Below are 15151 nucleotides of genomic sequence, written 5' to 3' on the forward strand. Positions count from 1 at the left end.
AGTACTGATATCGATTCGTTGACGTTCGGGTGCGATGAGCATCATGGGTGGGTGGGTTCGGGTGATGGTCAGTGGGCGACGACGAAGGCGGGTCCGGGTCATGAGTATCCGGGTCGTACGTTGTGGCATGCTCCGGTGTCGGTGGATCCTTCTCGTCGGGGTCGGGTCAATCATTTTCATCATCCGAACGAGTACATCTATTCTGCGCAGTCCGGGGCGGGGTCGGTGCAGGTGCCGAAAGACCGGGCAGCGCAGGACGCAGCGGCGCAGGGCAGGCAGGCGCAGGGCAGGCAGGCGCAGGGCGGTCAGGCGCAGGACAGTAGATTCTGGGGCGGGACAGGACCTAACAACACAGCTTCCGACAACGCAGGATCGAACGGCGCACGATCGAACAACCCAGGATCGAACAGCGCAGGATCGAACAGCGCAGGATCGGACAGCGCAGGATGGAACGGCGCAGGATCGAACAGCGCAGGATCGAACATCACAGCTTCCGACAGCGCAGGATCGGGCAGTGCAGGATCGGACAAGTCTGATGGGCCTGGGACCTGCGGGTCGGAGCCGGGCGTACCACCGCCTGCCTGACCGCGGGGCGTAGGGGGCTTGTCGTCCCTGCGCCCCGCGGGTGGGGCTCCGCGCAGGGGGCCTGAGACGCCAGGAGCGGCACAGAGCAACACATGTGCCGCCTACAGTGCTGCCCGCCTGCACGGCTTTTCTCTGCTATACAGCGGTGCGTTTACACTGCTACACGCCCGCGCTCGGAACCCGGGACGGGCGCAGCCGGGCGATCCGATCCGTTGGGACATCAAGCAAATTGGCGACTCAGGCGTCGAATGTCTCCGTGTGCAGGATCTTTCGGCGCAAGTGCTTCCGCTCCGGTTCGGTGCGTGCCAGTTCCAGGGCTCTGCGGAACTGCTGGGCGGCCTCTGGTCTTCGATCGAGCCGCAGCAGCAGATCGCCTCGGGCAGCGGGGAACGGGTGGTAGTTCTGCAGGAGCGGCTCGTCGGCAAGTGACTCGAGCAGCGCGAGACCCTCGGCCGGGCCGTCTCGCATCGCGACGGCTGCGGCTCGATTGAGCGATACGATCGGCGACGGCGCGATGGAGGACAACACTCCGTACAGCGCCACGATCTGAGGCCAGTCGACGGTGGATGCGTCAGAGGCCTCGTCGTGCAGCGCCGCGATCGCAGCTTGCACACCGTACGAACCGGGATGCCCGCCGGTGAGCGCATCGACGACCAGGGAGGTTCCCTCTGCGATCATTTCTCGATCCCATAGGCTACGGTCCTGCTCGTCGAGCATCATGATCTCGCCGTCCCTGCCGGTGCGTGCGTTCCGCCTGGCATGCACCAGCAACATCAACGCGAGCAGCCCGGCGGTCTCGCGCTCACGCGGCAACAACGTACGAAGTATGCGGCCCAATCGAATTGCTTCATCGGCAAGATCCACGCGCATCAGTATCTCGCCGGACGACGCGGCGTACCCCTCGGTGAACACCGAGTACACGACCTGGAGTACGCCAGGAAGCCGCTCCGGCAACTCCGCGGCGTCGGGAACACGGAAGGGAATCCGAGCGTCGCGAATCTTCTTCTTGGCCCGCGATATTCGCTGTCCTGCAGTCGACGGAGAGATCAGAAACGCACGGGCGACCTCGGGCGTCGTCAGGTGCGCGAGGCAGCGCAATGTGAGCGCGACACGATCGTCCGCTCCCAACGCGGGATGAGCGCACGTGAAGAACAGTTGCAACCGATCGTCGGGAATCCCCGAACCGGTGACGTCGGCGTCAGGCGCAGGCCCGGCTCGGTCCTGGTCGACCTGCAGGATGGCCAGACGTGCGGCATACGATGTGTCGCGTCGGAGCCTGTCGACTGCCCGGCGCCGTGCTGTGGTCAGCAGCCAGGCACCGGGCTTGGTCGGCACACCGTCGGTGGGCCAGTGCGTCAGCGCAGCCTCGATTGCGTCCGAGGTGACGTCCTCTGCGAGGTCGAGATCACCGTAGCGCCGCACGAGCGTGGCCAGAAGTCGACCGTGCTCCTCGCGAAACACCGACTCGAGGGACATCCCTGTGCTGCCGTCCATCGCCGAGACGTTCTCAGAAATCCGCGATCGGACGAACGACCACCGAACCGCCACCGCGAGAACCGGGGCAGCGGGCGGCCCAGTCGAGGGCGGCGTCGAGATCGGGAACATCGATGACCTCGAAGCCGCCGAGAACTTCGCGAGTCTCGGCGAACGGGCCGTCGGTGATGTTTCGGTGTCCGTCGTCGGACACCTGCACGGTGGTTGCGGATGTCAGGTCGGCAAGGGCGTGTCCGGTTACCCAGACGCCTGCGTTCTCCATCTCCTTACCGAAGCGCACCCAGTCCTCGGGCGTGCAGCCGTTGTCGAAATCGGCGCTCGGTGCGTTGATCAGCAGCATGTACTTCATGGTGAGGCTCCTCAGTGGCGTGTCCGACGTTACTTACATGATGACGACGAACGGAGTCGGCCGCTTTCGACACGATGCGTGAAGAATCTTCGAACATGCGAAAAACCCGCCGTCGGCAGGTGCCGTCGGCGGGTTTTCTCGTGAGTGACCGAACTACTTGAGCTCGGCGCTGGTCTTGCCGAGCACGCGACGCGCCACGATCAGTTGCTGAATTTGCTGAGTGCCTTCGAAGATATCGAGAATCTTCGAGTCGCGGCTCCACTTCTCGAGAAGAGGACGCTCGGAGTAGCCGTATGTGCCTGCGAGCTCGACGGCCTTGAGGGTGATGTCGGTTGCGGACCTTCCCGCCTTCGCCTTCGCCATCGACGCCTGCAGCGAGTTGGGTTCCTTGTTGTCCGCCATCCACGCTGCACGTAGCGCGAGGAGGTGCGATGCCTCCCAGTCGGCCTCGAGCCTCAGGAACTCCGCGGCGGCCGCATGCTGGTTGTACGCGGGTGTCGAGTACGAGATTTCGACGCCCGCGTCGTCGAGGATCGATCGGAGTTCTTCGAGTGCCGCGCGAGCGACACCGATTGCCATGCCTGCAACGAGAGGCCGAGTGTTGTCGAACGTCTGCATGACGCCCGCGAAGCCCTTCTCGGTGTTGACTTCCGCGGAGCCGAGAAGGTTGTCCTTCGGGATGCGGCAATCCTCGAGCAGGAGAACTGCAGTGTCGGACGCTTTGATGCCCAGCTTGTGTTCGAGGCGCGCGACACTGAGACCGGGTGCGTCACGGGGCACGACGAACGACTTGATCGCGGCCCGCCCCTTCGACTTGTCCACGCTCGCCCACACCACCACGTGAGTGGATCGCTCACCCGCAGTCACGAAGATCTTCTCTCCGTTGAGAACCCACTCGTCTCCATCGAGCCGCGCAGTTGCCGTGACGGCTGCGGAGTCCGATCCGAAGCTGGGCTCGGTGATGGCCATGGATGCCCACACCTTGCCGAACCGCTCGAGCTGTTCGTCGGTCGAGACGGCGGCGATGGCCGAGTTTCCGAGACCTTGGTACGGGATCGAGAGCGTCAGACCCACATCACCCCAGCAGGTTTCGATGACGTTGATGAGCGCGGCCATGTTGCCGCCGTTGGAATTGGCAGTCTTGCTCGGTTTGGGTGCGGATTCGCTGTCCTTCTCGCGACCACCGGCGGCCCCGCCGATGTCGTTTCCTGCGTCGGACATGCCCTCGACCATCGACGCCATGGTGTCGAGTTCGACGGGGTACGAGTGCTCGGCGAGATCGTACTTGCGCGAGATCGGGCGCAGTATCTCCGCCGCGACCTGGTGTGCCTGATTCGCCTGTGCCCGAAGCTTCTTGGGTAGTTCGAGATTGATCATCGTATGTGTCCTTGGGTCAAGGTCTGCAGGGGTGATGTCTACGAAAGACGGCGAATCACACGAGAACGATGCCCTCGGCAACGCCTACCGCGCGGAGGTCGCGGTACCAACGCTCCACTGGATGTTCCTTGGTGAATCCGTGCCCGCCGAGCAACTGAACCCCGTCGGACCCGATTTGCATGCCCTTCTCCGATGCCAGGCGTCGGGCCAGTGCGGCTTCGCGCGCGAACGACTTGCCCTGCTCTGCACGGGAGGCTCCGCGCAGAGTGACCAGGCGTAGACCATCGAGCTCGATCGCGATGTTCGCGACCATGAATGCGACAGCCTGGCGATGGCTGACCGGCTCACCGAACGCCTCGCGCTCGTTGACGTACGGCACGACGTAGTCGAGAACAGCCTGGCTGGTACCGGCTGCGAGGGCTGACCACCCGAGCCGAGCCGAGCTGATCGCGTCCGCGTAATCCAGAGCGCGCCGGTCGCTGTCACCGTCGCCAAGTAGAGCGGATTCGGGGACGGCGACGTCCGTCAGGTGAATTCTGCCCAGGCCTGCAGCGCGGAGTCCCATGCTTGGATCGGCCTCGACGACGACACCCTTGGTGTCGGACTCGACGATGAAGAATGCCGGTCGGCCTTCGAGCTCGGCTGCGACGACGAACAGCTCGGAACTCCCGGCGGCCGGGACGAGGCTCTTGACGCCGTTGATCCTGTAGCCGCTGGGGGAGCGGACCGCTTTGGTCTGCAGAGCGAATGGATCGAACAGGGCGCGTGGTTCGTTGACGACGACTGCAGCGTTGGGGACCTTCTCGCCGACGAAGGCAGGCAGATATGTCTTCTGCTGAGCCTCGGTGCCCCACTGTGTGAGGGCGACCGCGACACCGCTCGGTGCCAGAATGGGGAGTGCAAGTCCCATGTCGCCGTGCGCGAGAGCTTCGGCGACCAAGACGTTGGTGACGGCGCCGCGCTCGGTTGCCGCGCCGTCGAGTTCTTCGGGCACGTTGATGAGGGTGATGCCCAATTCGGCGCTGCGACGAACCAGATCCTCGGGTGAGGATGCGGACGCGTCTGCGTCGAACGCGGCTGGGCGGAGGATCTCCTCGGCGAATTCCTTCACGGTTTCGACGATCATGCGCTGCTCGTCGTCCGGAGTCAGGTCGAAGTAGTCGAGGTTCTTGACCGCTGCGTCGTCCAGACGTGCAGGCTTGTCGCCTCCGGCGACTTTCGCGAATGTGCGCGTCGCGGCGCCGAGGGTTCTGAACCCGGACTTGGTGCTCTGGTACGTCACCCGGTCGATGGTCTGCCGGAGGTTGTACTTCTCCGCCAGCTCCGATCCGGTGATGGCCGTGAGCACGCGCATCGCGGTGCCGATGGCATCTCGCTTGAACGGGTTGAGGCCAACCGCGGACGTATCGCGAGGCGCCTGGCGCTTCGTCTCTATCGCACTGTCTTGCTTGCTCATGATCACCAGCTGTTTCTCGGTGTCGGGCTCGGACTCCATCGATCTTACTGCGGAGTAAGTTAGCTGTCTACTCCCGAGTAAGAAAGCCACGCTCTGTGCACGTCAGGGCAGGTGTGGCAGCATCTGAGCCGTGCCGGTACTTGCTCAGATATTCGCCGCAGTCGCAGCTGTCCTTCACGCGGCCATCTTCGTGATGGAGAGTGTCGTGTGGACCAGACCCGTGATTTGGAAGCGGTTCGGCGTTGCGTCGCAGTCCGACGCCGACATCGTGCAGCCGATGGCGTTCAACCAGGGTTTCTACAATCTGTTCCTGGCCGTCGGCATCGTGGTCGGTCTCGTCATCGGGGGATCGGCAGGCCACGCGATCGTCGTTTTCGCGTGTCTGAGCATCGTCGGAGCAGCATTCGTGCTTGCAACGGGCGGCAGAAAGTACTTCCGGGCCGCATTCGTGCAGGGCATCACTCCGTTGATTGCGGTCGTGATCGCCGCAATCGGGTGACGCGAACGGCTATCCAAACGCTGCGAGAACGTTCTCGTGCAGTACTCCGTTCGTGGCAACGGCATTCCCGCCGTGGGGCCCCGGTGCGCCGTCGAGCGAGGTGAACCGTCCTCCGGCCTCGCGCACGAGGATGTCCAGTGGCGCCAGATCCCACAGCGACACCTCGGGTTCGGCGGCGACGTCGAGAGCTCCCTCGGCGAGCAGGCAGTAGGAGAAGAAGTCGCCGTAACCGCGCACGCGCCAGACCGCGTCGGTCAGATCGACGAATTTCTCGCGAAGCCCGAGTTCCTTCCATCCGGACAGGCTCGCGAAACTCAAACTCGCCGACGACAACTCACGTACCGAGGAGACGGATATCTTGCGGGCGTCGCCGCCGTCGTACGACGTCCACGCACCGTTGGACAGTGCTGCCCACCACCGACGATTCAATGCGGGAGCGCTGACGACCCCGACGACCGGAATGCCGTCCTCCAGCAGTGCGATGAGCGTGGCCCAGATCGGTACCCCGCGGACGTAGTTCTTGGTTCCGTCGATCGGATCGACCACCCACTGGCGGCCGCTCAACACTGCGTCACCACCGAATTCCTCCCCGAGGATCGCATCGGCAGGACGTTCCTGGCCGAGGATCGATCTGACCTTCTTCTCCACGGCGAGGTCTGCGTCGCTGACCGGGCTCAGGTCGGGTTTGTCGTCGACCTCGAGATCGAGAGCAAGGAAGCGATCGCGCGTGATGTCGTCGGCCTGGTCGGCGATGGACAGAGCGAGCTGCAGGTCAGCGATGTGGTCGGTCACGCGTCAACAGTAGAGGGGGTGACGGTACGACCGTCACCCCCTCCAGCGAGTCGTACGAGATCAGGCGGTGACCTCGTTCAGCTTTCCGGTTGCGACGTCGAAGACGAATCCGCGAATCGATTCGTGCTTGGTGACGAACGGGCTCTGCTCGATGCGAGCAATCGACTGGCGGACGTCGGCGTCCAGATCGCCGAACGCTTCCGCAGCCCAATTGGGCTTGATGCCGATCTCGTCTTGAATCCCCTTCTTGAAGTCGTCGTCGGTGAAGGTGAGCATGCCGCAATCCGTGTGGTGGATCAGGATGATTTCCTTGGTGCCGAGAAGTCGCTGACTGATGGCGAGCGACCGGATCTCGTCGTCGGTGACCACGCCTCCCGCATTACGGATGACGTGCGCCTCGCCCTCCTTCAGTCCGAGAATGCGATACACGTCCAAGCGTGCGTCCATGCAAGCAACAACGGCGACGTGCTTCGACGGTGGTAGAGGCAGTGGGCCGTCGAACTGGGCTGCGTAGTCGGCGTTGTTCTTCAGGTAGTCGTCGGTGACGGACATGGGTGCTCCTCGTGGATTCTGGGGGGTGGATTCTGGGGGGTCGGTACGCCTGGGCGCCGGTCGGGCCCTGGCGATCGGGGTGAACCGGTTCAGCGACAGAGGCTGGTATCGGTTCGGCAGAAGTCCACATGTCGACGGGCAACGAGCAGCGGATCCTTGACGCAGCGCGCATGGCCTGTGTCCGGTACCGAAGTTGCGGGTCGTGAGGCATAGCCGCATGCGTATGTGTCGATGAGGGAAAAGTAGCAGGCATACGCGCTGCTGACCAGGGATCTCGGGGGCATCGAACCTGCTCACGGCGCGGATGGGTCGGAAGGTGAGTGCGAAAGTGTGACCTGTGTCGCTACCGGGCGCAGGCGCCGGTTCGGTGACGGGCCCGCTGCCGGTAACGTTGTCTCTCGTGCATCCTGACGTCTCCGCGGACCTGAACGAACTCGACATCACCCTCACCACCATCGAGTCGGTTCTCGATGTCGAGGAACTGCGTCGACGGATCGACGAACTCGAACACCAGGCCGCGTCACCCGATCTGTGGAACGACCAGGAACACGCGCAACAGGTGACCAGTGCGCTGTCGCACGCGCAGGCGGAACTGCGTCGCGTCGAGGCTCTTCGGCAAAGGCTGGAGGACGTGCCGGTGCTGTACGAACTCGCCGAAGGAGAGGAAGGCGACGCCGCTGCGTCGGCAACGGCCGATGCGGATGCCGAGCGCGCATCTCTACGCGAGGACATCGCCGCAGCCGAGGTGCGCACTCTGCTGTCGGGTGAGTACGACCAACGCGACGCGCTGGTGAACATCCGATCCGGCGCAGGCGGTATCGACGCCGCCGACTGGGCCGAGATGCTCATGCGCATGTACATTCGGTGGGCCGAGAAGCATGGATACAGCGTCGAGGTGTACGACACCTCGTACGCGGAAGAAGCAGGTATCAAGAGCGCGACGTTCGCGGTGAAAGCGCCCTACACATACGGCACGCTCTCGGTCGAGCAAGGCACGCATCGACTCGTCCGCATCAGCCCGTTCGACAACCAAGGTCGTCGGCAGACGTCGTTCGCCGAGGTCGAGGTACTCCCGGTCGTCGAGACCACCGATCACATCGAGATTCCGGAAGGCGACATCAGAGTCGACGTCTACCGCTCGTCGGGGCCCGGTGGGCAGTCGGTCAACACGACCGACTCTGCTGTGCGTCTGACGCATATTCCGACCGGCATCGTCGTGACCTGTCAGAACGAGAAGTCGCAGCTTCAGAACAAGGTGTCCGCGATGCGCGTGCTCCAAGCCAAGTTGCTCGAAGTCAAGCGCAAGGAAGAGCGCGCCGAGATGGATGCCCTCAAGGGTGACGGCGGCAGCTCGTGGGGAAACCAGATGCGCTCCTACGTTCTGCATCCGTACCAGATGGTGAAGGACTTGAGGACCGAGTACGAGGTGAACAACCCCAGCTCTGTGCTCGACGGCGACATCGACGGATTCCTGGAGGCCGGAATTCGCTGGCGTATGAGGGGAGACGAGTAGAGACGATGTACTCGGCGCTCTCGCTCGGCCTCCCATCCGATCTGCGGGGATGGATGTACGGCAGCGGCTTGGAAATCGTGCTGTACGTCCTCGGCGGAATGCTCGTCGCGCGGTTGATCAGTTGGGTCGGTTCGCGAATCACCACTCGCATCGACTCGAACTACCAGCACAGCGACGCCCTCGTCAGGACCGAGGCCGCCAAACACCGTCACGCCCTCGCACAGGTCATCACGTGGGTAGCGGTAACCATCGTCTACGTACTCGTCACGATCGAAGTGCTGCGTAGATTCGGCTTCGCGGTGACGAGCCTCGTGGCACCGGCGACGGTTCTCGGTGCAGCGCTCGGCTTCGGCGCGCAGCGCGTGGTGCAGGACATTCTTGCCGGATTCTTCATCATCACTGAACGCCAGTACGGTTACGGCGACGTCGTCCAGATCGCCGTCAACGGTTCGGCGGAGGACGCCGAGGGAACCGTCGAGGACGTGACGCTACGCGTGACCCGGGTCCGCAGCGTCGACGGCGAGGTCATCACCGTGCCGAACGGGCAGATCGTCAAAGCGATCAACTTGTCGAAGGACTGGGCGCGCGCAGTGGTCGACGTGCCGGTGCCGTCGATCGCGGACCTGAACCGAGTGAACGAGATACTGCGACAGGTCGGGCACACGGCATTCGAGGACGCACGCCTTCGGCCGCTGCTGCTCGACGAACCCACGGTGATGGGTGTCGAGAGCATCGAGGTCGACCAGGTGAACGTACGACTCGTTGCTCGTACTCTGCCGGGCAAGCAATTTCAGGTCGGTCGCGACCTGCGAGTGCGCGTCGCAGCCGCATTGCAGCCCGAAGGCATCAGCGTCAGTCCGGACGTTTCCACCGCGGGCGTCGCTCCCGACGGCACGACCCGCAACCGGGAGGAAGATCTGTGACCGAACCCGACTCCGATCCGGATCGGCCGCGTCGATCCTGGGTGATCCCGACGCGCTTGTTCGGCCGGGTACGCACGTCGACGGTGCTGATCGGAGTGTGCTTCATCCTCACGGCGCTCCTCTACGACCAGGTGCGGCCCGAGCCTGCCGCTGTGGTCAACGGTCCGACTGCGGTGGACACCAGTCAGTACCAGACCGGGCCGCAGCAGCAGCCCGAGGAGCAGTACACCGAACCGTCGACCACCGTGCCGACGGTAACCACTACCTCGCCGTCGGGCACGCAGGACCCGTCGAGTCAGGAAGGAACGTCGGGTGCGCCCGGTTCGTCGACAGGCGGGCAGGAGGGGTCGACGACGCAGGATCCGACATATCTACCAGGGCTGACTATTCCGCCTCAGCTGCGTTCGTTGCTGCCCGCGCCGCCGAGCGCCACCGGAACTCCATGACGCCTCGCCCGGTCCGATGCTTCGGCCGGTTACCGGTCGGTAAGGACTACACTGGCGACCCGTGATCAGCACCACGAATGTGTCCAAGTCCTACAAGACGTCGACCAGGCCTGCACTGGACAACGTGACCGTCTCCGTGGACAAGGGCGAGTTCGTCTTCCTCATCGGCCCGTCCGGCTCGGGCAAGTCCACGTTCATGCGTCTGCTGCTGAAGGAAGATACGCCGACCTCCGGTGACATCCATGTGGCGGACTTCCACGTCAACAGGCTGTCCTCGCGGCGCGTCCCCAGATTGCGCCAGAGCATGGGATGTGTGTTCCAGGACTTCCGCCTTCTGCAGCAGAAGACCGTCGTCGAGAACGTCGCGTTCGCTCTCGAAGTGATCGGGAAGCCGCGCTCGATGATCAAGCGAACGGTCCCGGAGGTCCTCGATCTGGTCGGTCTCGGCGGTAAGTCCGATCGGCTACCCACCGAACTCTCGGGTGGCGAACAGCAACGTGTGGCTATCGCACGCGCATTCGTCAATCGGCCCCTTGTGCTTCTTGCGGACGAGCCGACCGGCAACCTGGACCCGGACACGAGCCAGGACATCATGATGCTGCTGGAGCGGATCAACCGCACCGGGACGACCGTCCTGATGGCCACGCACGACAACCACATCGTGGATTCGATGCGACGACGGGTCATCGAACTGGACAACGGCCGTGTGGTGCGTGACGAGGCCCGCGGGGTGTACGGCGTCGGCAGGTAGCGCTTCTCGGACACCCGACGACGACTTTCTTCTTTCTGCACACACCGAAGGGCCCGGATACCGCGATGCGCGCAAGTTTCATCACCAGTGAGGTTCTGACCGGATTGCGTCGGAACATCACCATGACCATTGCCATGATTCTCACGACCGCGATCTCGCTCGGTCTGTTCGGTGGCGGACTGCTCGTGGTTCAGATGGCGGGCAAGACGCAGCAGATCTTCCTTGACCGGGTCGAGGTGCAGATCTTCCTCACCGACGACATCTCGGCAACGGACCCCGATTGCGCGCAGGACACGTGCCGCACTCTGCGCAGCGATCTCGAACAGACACCGTCCGTCGAGTCCGTGCAGTACCTCAACCGCGACGATGCGGTGAAGGACGCCACCGAGCGTGTGTTCAAGGATCAGCCCGAGCTGGCGGAATTGGTCAGTCCGGACAGCTTCCCGGCGTCGTTCAAGGTCAAGTTGAACGACCCGGAACGGTTCGGCGTGATCAACGACAACTTCGCGGGACGGCCGGGGGTGCAGAGTGTGCTCAACCAGCGTGACCTGGTGGAGCGGCTCTTCAGTGTCCTCAACGGTGTTCGCAATGCTGCGTTCGCGATTGCCATCGTCCAGGCGATCGCCGCTGTCCTGTTGATCGCCAACATGGTCCAGATCGCCGCGTTCACCAGACGAACAGAGGTCGGGATCATGCGTCTGGTGGGTGCGACGCGGTGGTACACGCAGCTACCGTTCCTGCTCGAGGCGGTGGTGGCAGCGCTCATCGGTTCCGCGCTTGCCATCGCCGGATTGTTCACGGCCAAGAACATCTTCATCGACGACGTGCTGTCCGATGTCTACGACGCCAACATACTGGCGCGGATCTCGAACAGCGACGTTCTGCTGGTCTCACCGTTCCTTGCGCTCGTCGGAGTCGGAATGGCAGCTATTACCGGTTACATCACGCTTCGTCTGTACGTACGCGAGTGAGAGTGCCCGTGTCGGTCGGATGACTGCCGGAAGAAAATCGATTGCGCGTCGGTTCTATGCTGGAGCGGTTGTGTGCGGCGACACGCGCACGCCATGACGGCGCTCGAGAAAGGGCCCTGCAGTGAAAGAAAAGGGCCGCAAGGCCATTGCGACCAACAGAAAAGCGCGACACCACTACTCGATCCTCGACGTGTACGAGGCAGGGATCGCGCTCGTCGGCACCGAGGTGAAGAGTCTGCGCGAAGGAAAAGCGTCGCTGGCGGATGCGTTCGCGACGGTCGACGACGGCGAAATCTGGTTGCGTGGATTGCACATTCCCGAATACACGCAGGGCAGTTGGACCAACCATGCGCCGCGTCGTACCCGAAAGCTGTTGTTGCACAAGCGTGAAATCGAACGTCTCGTCGGCAAGGTCAAAGAAGGAAGCCTGACGCTCGTTCCGTTGTCCATGTACTTCTCCGACGGCAAGGTCAAGGTCGAACTCGCGCTCGCCAAGGGTAAGCAGGACTACGACAAGCGGCAGGACCTGGCTCGGCGAACGGCAGAACGTGAAGTGACCCGCGAACTGGGTCGTCGGATCAAGGGCATGCGCTGACCGCGATCCTCCTCGCTCTGGTTGCGGCAGTCGGGTACGGCGTCAGTGATTTCGTGGGTGGAGTCGCGTCCAGGCGAGTGGCGGCGCTGCGAGTCGTCATAGTCTCGTATCCGTTCTCCCTGGTGGTGGTCCTGCTGATCGCGCCGTTCGTCGGCGGATCGGTGTCGTTGACACCGATCCTGTGGGGATTGGCGTCGGGAGTCGCCGGCGGTCTCGCCGTCTGGTGGTTCTACCTGGCACTGGCCTCGGGGCCGATGGCGGTGGTCTCTCCGTTGACCGCTGTGCTCGTCGCAGGAATTCCGGTGGTTGCAGGATTCGCGATCGGGGAGCGTCCCGGAGCACTCGCCTTCGTCGGCATCGCGTTGGCGTTGGTCGCGGTTCTGCTCGTCAGCAAGGAATCTCCCGATACGACCACCGGCGAGGTGGCAGGCGGCCGTGAGATGAAGTTCACGCGGACCGTCGCGTGGCTGACGGTCGGGTCGGGCGTGACGTTCGCGGTGGCGTTCATCTGCCTGCATCGGATCGGCGACGGGTCGGGGCTGTGGCCGTTGGCCGCGTCGCGGGCGTCGGCCACCGCCGTCGTGTGGTGCGTGGCACTCGCCTCGGGACACTTCTCCCCGCCGCACGGCAGCGTACTGAAATTGGCCGCCTTCGTGGGAGTGCTCGACGTTGCCGCGAACGCGGCGCTGCTCTACGCGTACCAGGGCGGGTTGCTTTCGCTCGTCAGCGTCATCGCATCGCTCTACCCTGCAGCGACGGTGATGCTGGCGATGATCATGCTGGGAGAGCGGGTGGGGCGACTGCAACAGGCAGGAATGCTTCTGGCTCTCGCGGCGGTGGGTTTGATCGCCGTCGCATAGCGCGTGACTACCGTCGCACAGCTACGGGCGCAGATTGAATCCCGTCGGGCAGGGGTATCGACAGACGATGACCGTCCCACACAGCGCAGCCCCCACGCGAGTACTCGTCACCGGTGCAACAGGATATCTGGGTGGACGGCTGGCACCGCGGCTTCTCGATGCGGGATACACAGTCCGGGTTCTGGCCCGAAATCCCGAGAAGTTACACGGCGTGCCGTGGGCTGACCGAGTGGAGGTCGCGCGCGGTGACCTCGGCGATCGTGAGTCGCTGAAATCGGCGTTCGCCGACGTCGACGTCATCTATTACCTCGTCCATTCGATGGGCGCGCCCGGGCACGAGGATTTCGCCGCGGCCGAGCGGGCGAGCGCGGAGAACGTGGCGGCCGTCGCCGCGGACTCAGGCGTCGGTCGGATCGTCTACCTGGGTGGGCTCCATCCCGAGACGGGCGAGCTGTCGCCTCACTTGTCGTCTCGCGCCGAGGTGGGCCGAATTCTGATCGAGTCGCCGACGCCGACTTTCGTACTGCAAGCCGGTGTCGTGATCGGTGCGGGCTCCGCATCGTTCGAGATGATTCGCCATCTGACCAACCGTCTGCCAGTCATGACGACGCCGCGGTGGGTACACAATCGGATCCAGCCGATCGCCGTCCGTGACATCCTGCACTACCTCGCCGAGGCAGCCACCGCCGAACTTCCTCATAGCCGAACGTTCGACGTCGGGGGACCCGATGTCATGGAATACGGCGAAATGATGAACACCTATGCCGACGTCGCGGGTCTGCGCCAGCGCCGCATGCTCGTGCTGCCGGTCCTCACACCTCGGCTTGCCGGCCATTGGATCGGGCTGGTGACACCGATGCCTCGCGGTCTGGCGATGCCTCTGATCGAGTCGTTGCAGTACGACGCGGTGATGCACGAGTCGGATATCGACCGTGTCATCGGCCGTCCCGACAACGGGCTGACGTCCTATCGCGAGTCCGTTCGCCTGGCACTACGCAACATCGAGGAGGGCGAGACGGAGTCGACGTGGGCCGACACCTCGTCCGCACCGTCGGATCCGCTTCCGTCCGATCCGGATTGGGCGGGCGAAGTGGTCTACTCGGATATTCGGAGCGTCTATCTCGGCACCGAACCGGATGCGATCCGCCGCCGCCTCCGAGACGCCGTCCATGCGGTCGGGTCGTCAGGATGGCGCATCGACGACGACGGGTCGACGGATAGCGTTCGGCTGGTCTGTACCGCGTCGATCCCCGGGAACGCGTGGGTTCGGTTGGAGGCGAAATCAGCAGGTGGCGGAACGCGTCTGGAGCAACGGCTCGACTTCTTCCCACGAGGGCTCGCCGGGCGTGTGAGTTGGTACGGCTCGTTTCCACTGCGGAAGGTGCTGGCAGGGCGCATGTTGGCGGCCGTCGTCGAGCAGATCGATCGGGCCTGACGAGGAGCCGGCATATATCGGGATGATTCTGTCCGGCGAGCTTGTTACACTGAACAGCCCGAGCAGAGTGCACGGGCCATACGGGGCTGAACGGTTTCGACTCTGTATGTTGAGTCAGGGGAAGCGTGTCGGTGCAGGCGAGAGACCACCGTAAGCGTCATCGCAAACATATAAGCGCCGATTCCAATCAGCGCGACTACGCACTCGCTGCCTAAGTAGCGACTGCGTGTCTGTCAGTCCGGATTCGCCCTCGGTCCGGGTACTGGCATCAGCTAGAGGGCTTACCGATTCACTCGGCCACGGAGTGATGAGGAACATCAAACAGTGGCTGGGATCGTCATCCTGGCTTGTTTGCGAGATCAGGAGATCCAAGTAGAGGCATAGCAGACTGCACACGGAGAAGCCCTGGCAACGCAGCGGAGGACCCGGGTTCGATTCCCGGCAGCTCCACACAGGCGCCGGGCCGGAGAGCGACATGCTCACCGGCCCGGCGTTTTTTCGTCCAATGTCTGTCTGTGATTCCAGTAACTCGAGCCCCCAGAACATCGACCCA

At 63.6% G+C, this 15151-nt stretch carries 16 protein-coding genes and 1 other RNA gene; 10 read left to right on the plus strand and 7 right to left on the minus strand.

The features are described from left to right. Positions 1 to 305 precede the first annotated feature (305 nt). From RY1_RS28000 to RY1_RS28020, 5 genes are all read right to left on the minus strand, one after another. Complete coding sequence (locus tag RY1_RS28000) at positions 306 to 530, minus strand: hypothetical protein (RefSeq protein WP_072807323.1); 225 nt, start codon at positions 528 to 530, stop codon at positions 306 to 308. A 292-nt stretch (positions 531 to 822) separates the two neighbouring features. Further along, positions 823 to 2079 carry an RNA polymerase sigma factor gene (locus tag RY1_RS28005; RefSeq protein ID WP_072807324.1) on the minus strand — a complete coding sequence of 419 codons (1257 nt, stop codon included), beginning with the start codon at positions 2077 to 2079 and terminating at the stop codon, positions 823 to 825. 13 nt (positions 2080 to 2092) lie between these two features. Beyond that, positions 2093 to 2428, minus strand: coding sequence for a YciI family protein (locus RY1_RS28010; RefSeq protein ID WP_072807325.1), 336 nt, complete (start codon positions 2426 to 2428; stop codon positions 2093 to 2095). 153 nt (positions 2429 to 2581) lie between these two features. Then, positions 2582 to 3805 carry an acyl-CoA dehydrogenase family protein gene (locus tag RY1_RS28015; RefSeq protein WP_072807326.1) on the minus strand — a complete coding sequence of 408 codons (1224 nt, stop codon included), beginning with the start codon at positions 3803 to 3805 and terminating at the stop codon, positions 2582 to 2584. Positions 3806 to 3860: 55 nt separating this feature from the next. Further along, a complete protein-coding gene (locus RY1_RS28020) occupies positions 3861 to 5267 on the minus strand; it encodes an acyl-CoA dehydrogenase family protein (protein ID WP_072807360.1) in 1407 nt (468 codons plus the stop codon). Positions 5268 to 5391: 124 nt separating this feature from the next. Between RY1_RS28020 and RY1_RS28025 the strand changes: the two genes are divergently transcribed. Beyond that, positions 5392 to 5760, plus strand: a complete 369-nt coding sequence (locus tag RY1_RS28025; protein WP_072807327.1) for a DUF1304 domain-containing protein — start codon at positions 5392 to 5394, stop codon at positions 5758 to 5760. Between the two features lie 9 nt (positions 5761 to 5769). Here RY1_RS28025 and hisN read toward each other — a convergent pair whose 3' ends face one another. Together hisN and RY1_RS28035 are read right to left on the minus strand one after the other, a co-directional pair. Beyond that, positions 5770 to 6552 carry a histidinol-phosphatase gene (hisN, locus tag RY1_RS28030; RefSeq protein WP_072807328.1) on the minus strand — a complete coding sequence of 261 codons (783 nt, stop codon included), beginning with the start codon at positions 6550 to 6552 and terminating at the stop codon, positions 5770 to 5772. Between the two features lie 60 nt (positions 6553 to 6612). Next, positions 6613 to 7104, minus strand: a complete 492-nt coding sequence (locus RY1_RS28035; RefSeq protein WP_072807329.1) for a beta-class carbonic anhydrase — start codon at positions 7102 to 7104, stop codon at positions 6613 to 6615. A gap of 400 nt (positions 7105 to 7504) precedes the next feature. Here RY1_RS28035 and prfB point away from each other — a divergent pair, with 400 nt between their 5' ends. The 9 genes from prfB to ssrA all read left to right on the plus strand — a co-directional run bounded on the left by prfB (position 7505) and on the right by ssrA (position 15051). Beyond that, positions 7505 to 8617 (plus strand): peptide chain release factor 2, encoded by a 1113-nt coding sequence (prfB, locus tag RY1_RS28040; protein WP_072807361.1) that lies wholly within the window; start codon positions 7505 to 7507, stop codon positions 8615 to 8617. A 5-nt stretch (positions 8618 to 8622) separates the two neighbouring features. Further along, positions 8623 to 9540, plus strand: coding sequence for a mechanosensitive ion channel family protein (locus RY1_RS28045; RefSeq protein WP_072807330.1), 918 nt, complete (start codon positions 8623 to 8625; stop codon positions 9538 to 9540). After that, entirely contained in the window at positions 9537 to 9986 is a 450-nt protein-coding gene (locus RY1_RS28050) for an Rv3103c transmembrane domain-containing protein (protein ID WP_072807331.1), read from the plus strand. Before RY1_RS28045 ends, RY1_RS28050 begins: the two co-directional genes overlap by 4 nt. Before the next feature lie 61 nt (positions 9987 to 10047). Then, positions 10048 to 10737, plus strand: a complete 690-nt coding sequence (gene ftsE / locus RY1_RS28055; RefSeq protein WP_072807332.1) for a cell division ATP-binding protein FtsE — start codon at positions 10048 to 10050, stop codon at positions 10735 to 10737. A 65-nt stretch (positions 10738 to 10802) separates the two neighbouring features. Beyond that, positions 10803 to 11708: a permease-like cell division protein FtsX gene (gene ftsX / locus RY1_RS28060; RefSeq protein ID WP_072807333.1), complete on the plus strand. Its 906-nt coding sequence runs from the start codon at positions 10803 to 10805 to the stop codon at positions 11706 to 11708. Positions 11709 to 11829: 121 nt separating this feature from the next. Continuing rightward, positions 11830 to 12303, plus strand: a complete 474-nt coding sequence (gene smpB / locus RY1_RS28065; RefSeq protein ID WP_072807334.1) for an SsrA-binding protein SmpB — start codon at positions 11830 to 11832, stop codon at positions 12301 to 12303. Continuing rightward, positions 12300 to 13163: a DMT family transporter gene (locus RY1_RS28070; protein WP_174565496.1), complete on the plus strand. Its 864-nt coding sequence runs from the start codon at positions 12300 to 12302 to the stop codon at positions 13161 to 13163. The genes smpB and RY1_RS28070 overlap by 4 nt, the downstream gene beginning before the upstream one ends. Positions 13164 to 13230: 67 nt before the next feature. Beyond that, entirely contained in the window at positions 13231 to 14598 is a 1368-nt protein-coding gene (locus RY1_RS28075; protein WP_072807336.1) for an NAD(P)H-binding protein, read from the plus strand. 82 nt (positions 14599 to 14680) lie between these two features. After that, positions 14681 to 15051, plus strand: a transfer-messenger RNA (tmRNA) gene (gene ssrA / locus RY1_RS28080). The last annotated feature ends 100 nt before the right edge of the window (positions 15052 to 15151 follow it).

Source organism: Rhodococcus yunnanensis NBRC 103083, assembly GCF_001895005.1.
GTDB classification, from domain to species: domain Bacteria; phylum Actinomycetota; class Actinomycetes; order Mycobacteriales; family Mycobacteriaceae; genus Rhodococcoides; species Rhodococcoides yunnanense.